The 3,475-nt window shown below is 72.9% G+C and carries 4 protein-coding genes; all 4 read left to right on the top strand.

The features are described from left to right. On the top strand, positions 1-793 hold a 793-nt coding region (locus tag GT030_RS21645; protein ID WP_161202525.1), incomplete at its 5' end, for a WS/DGAT domain-containing protein. 137 nt (positions 794-930) lie between these two features. Next, on the top strand, positions 931-2,439 hold the full coding sequence (locus GT030_RS21640; RefSeq protein ID WP_161202524.1) for an SDR family NAD(P)-dependent oxidoreductase: 1,509 nt from the start codon (positions 931-933) through the stop codon (positions 2,437-2,439). A gap of 297 nt (positions 2,440-2,736) precedes the next feature. Beyond that, positions 2,737-2,910: a hypothetical protein gene (locus GT030_RS35790; RefSeq protein ID WP_346009706.1), complete on the top strand. Its 174-nt coding sequence runs from the start codon at positions 2,737-2,739 to the stop codon at positions 2,908-2,910. 53 nt (positions 2,911-2,963) lie between these two features. Beyond that, on the top strand, positions 2,964-3,446 hold the full coding sequence (locus tag GT030_RS21635; RefSeq protein ID WP_161202523.1) for a GNAT family N-acetyltransferase: 483 nt from the start codon (positions 2,964-2,966) through the stop codon (positions 3,444-3,446). The last annotated feature ends 29 nt before the right edge of the window (positions 3,447-3,475 follow it).

Raw genomic sequence — 3,475 nt, 5'->3', positions numbered from 1 at the left:
CGTCCCCGACCTGGTCAAGGGCGCCGTCTCCGATCTGGGCCGGGCCCTGGACATCGGCGCCTCGCTGGCCCGCTCGACCCTGGGCATGAGCCCCAGCACGGCCCTGACCTCCGCCCCCAGCGGCACCCGCCGCACCGCCGGCGCCGTGCTCGACATCGACGACGTGCACCGGGTCAGGAAGAGCGCCGGGGGCACCGTCAACGACGTACTGATCGCGGTCGTCGCGGGCGCCCTGCGCCGCTGGCTGGACGAGCGCGGCGACGGCAGCGAGGGCGTCGCCCCGCGCGCCCTCATCCCGGTCTCCCGGCGCCGCCCGCGCACCGCCCAGCCGCAGGGCAACCGGCTCTCCGGGTACCTGCTACGGCTTCCGGTCGCCGACCCCGACCCGCTGGCCCGGCTGGAGACGGTGTGTGCCGCGATGGTCCGCAACAAGGACGCCGGTTCCGACCGGGGCGCGGGTGCCGTCGCCCTGCTCGCGGACCACGTCCCGGCGCTCGGGCACCGGCTCGGCGGGCCGCTGGTCGGACAGGCGGCGCGGCTCTGGTTCGACATCCTCGTCACCAGCGTCCCGCTGCCCGGCATCGGCCTGAAGCTCGGCGGGCACGAACTGGCCGAGGTCTTCCCGCTCGCCCCGCTCGCCCCCGGCCAGTCGCTCGCGGTGGCCGTCTCCACCTACCGGGGACGCGTCCACTACGGGCTCGTGGCCGACGCCCGCGCGGTGCCCGACCTCGACGTCCTGGCCCGCGCGCTCACCGCCGAGATGGAGACCCTGCTCACAGCCTGCGAGGTCTGACCTCGGCCGTTCCCGGCCCCCGGGCCGCCCGCCACCGGTGCGGGTTTGGTCCAGGGGCCGGGCGCTCCGTAAAATTCCCCGGCCGACAGCGGGCGCGCTCATGCCCCCGCGCGGGTGATCAGGGAAGCGGCAGCGCGATGACGGTGACAGAGGACGGCGCGGCGTCCGCGGACGCGGTGTCCACGGACGAGATGGTCTACGGGCCCGGTATCGACCCGGAGCGCCTGGCCGTCTGCCTCAGCGTACTGGAGGAGCTGGACCGGATCGACGTCGACCACCCCGACGCCATCCAGGTCCGCCGGGCCACCTCGCACATCTACCGCACGGTCAAGCAGCGCCGCCGCCAGGAGCGCCGGGCCGCCAAGACCGCGCACGACCGCTCGGTCACCGAGGCCACCGCCACCGGCTCCGCCGAGCGCATCGACGACGAGACCGAGGGCATCCTGCCCACCTCCAGGATCGAGGCCGGCCGGATCGCGGGCATACTCCAGCGCCCCCGCTCCTGCTACATCTGCAAGCAGCGGTACACCGAGGTCGACTACTTCTACCACCAGCTCTGCCAGGGCTGCGCCGCGGAGAACCGCGCCCGCCGCGAGGCCCGCGCCGACCTCACCGGCAAGCGCGCCCTGCTCACCGGCGGCCGCGCCAAGATCGGCATGTACATCGCGCTGATGCTGCTGCGCGACGGCGCCCACACCACGATCACCACCCGGTTCCCCAAGGACGCCATCCGCCGCTTCAAGGCGATGGAGGACTCCGCGGACTGGCTGCACCGCCTGGAGGTCGTCGGCATCGACCTGCGCGACCCGGCCCAGGCCGTCGCCCTCGCGGACCGGGTCGCCGAGGCGGGCCCGCTGGACATCCTGATCAACAACGCGACGCAGACCGTACGCCGGCTGCCCTCCGCCTACGCCGCGCTGGTCGACGGCGAGAGCGCACCGCTGCCCGCCGGTGAGCTGCCCGCCCACCAGGTGATCGGCGCCTTCAACTCCGGCGCGGTCGACGGCCTGGCCGCGCTGCCCGTCGGCACCAGCGGCCTGGAGGCCCAGAAGGTCGCCGACCTGGCCCTGGTCGCGGGCAACGCCAGCGTCGCCCGGCACCTGGACGGCACCGCGATCGACGCGGGCGGCCTGCTGCCCGACGTGGTCGACACCAACACCTGGGTGCAGTCGATCGAGCAGATCTCCCCGGTGGAGCTGCTGGAGACCCAGCTCTGCAACTACACGGCGCCGTTCATCCTGATCAGCAAGCTCCGCCCGGCCATGGCCGCCGCCGCGAAGCAGGCTCCCAAGGGGCGGGCGTACGTCGTGAACGTCTCCGCCATGGAGGGTGTCTTCGCCCGTGGCTACAAGGGCGCCGGCCACCCCAACACCAACGCGGCCAAGGCCGCGATGAACATGGTGACCCGGACCAGCGGCCAGGAGATGTTCGACACCGACCGCATCCTGATGACCTCGGTCGACACCGGCTGGATCACCGACGAGCGCCCGCACTACGACAAGCTGCGCCTGGCCGAGGCGGGTTTCCACGCCCCGCTGGACCTGGTCGACGGCGCGGCCCGCGTGTACGACCCGATCGTGCGCGGCGAGCAGGGCGAGGACCTGTACGGCGTCTTCATGAAGGACTACGCGCCCGGCAAGTGGTGACGCAGCCGCCCTCCCGTACCCGACGGCGCGGCACCGGACCTCGGTCCGGTGCCGCGCCGTCGTATGACGGGGCATCCGCGGGGCAGACGCACCCCTGGGCCGAGTGGGTGAATCGACGGCCCCCGCAACGGATGCGCTTTGCGGTAAACGGCCCCACATTGAGGGGGATTGAGGGGGCGGCGGGCGGGCGGAAGTTACGTCTTGTTTGCACTCCCTATCGAGCGCGGGTCCGCTCATTTGGTTAACCTGGAGGTCCGGGACGCCCCCCAGGGTGATCCGACACATAAGGAGTGCGCGGTGACACCGGAGAAGACGACCAGCGAACAGGGCCCCGACGAACGCACGGAGCGTCCCCGCCGCAGGCCCGGAGAACTCGGCAGCCTGGACGTGTGGGCTCGCTCCGCCCCGATCCGCCTGGCGGGCTATGAGGACGACCTCGCGGAACCCCACATCCTGCCCAGCGTGGACTGACCCCTTCCGCACCCCGCGACCGTCGGGCGCATGGGCGTGACAGACTCGCGCCCATGCTGATCAGAGAAGCCGGGGCCGGTGACTGGGCCCGGATCTGGCCCGTCTGGCACCGCATCGTCGCGGCCGGTGACACCTACACCTGGGACCCCGGCACCCCCGAGGAAGCCGCCCGCGCCCTCTGGATGAGCCCCGCCAAACGGGTGTACGTGGCCGAGGACGCCGACGGCACCCTGCTCGGTTCGGCCTACCTCACCCCGAACTACGGCGGCCCCGCCGCGCACGTGTGCAACGCCGGCTTCATGGTCGACCCCGACCGGGCCGGACGGGGCACCGGCCGGGCGCTCGCCGAGCACGTCCTCGCCGAGGCGAAGGCCCGGGGCTACCGCGCGATGGTCTTCAACGCCGTCGTCGAGACCAACCCCGCCGTCCGTCTCTGGACCTCCCTGGGCTTCACCGTCCTCGGCACGGTCCCGAACGCCTTCGACCACCCCCGCGACGGGCTGGTCGGGCTGCACATCATGCACAAGGCGCTCTAGGCCCTGTCTGACAATTCCCGTCTGCCGCG

The organism is Streptomyces sp. SID1328 (genome assembly GCF_009865595.1).
Lineage (GTDB): Bacteria > Actinomycetota > Actinomycetes > Streptomycetales > Streptomycetaceae > Streptomyces > Streptomyces griseoluteus.
The sequence above is the reverse complement of the archived record's forward strand: the minus strand, read 5'-3'. Positions and strand labels throughout refer to the sequence as shown.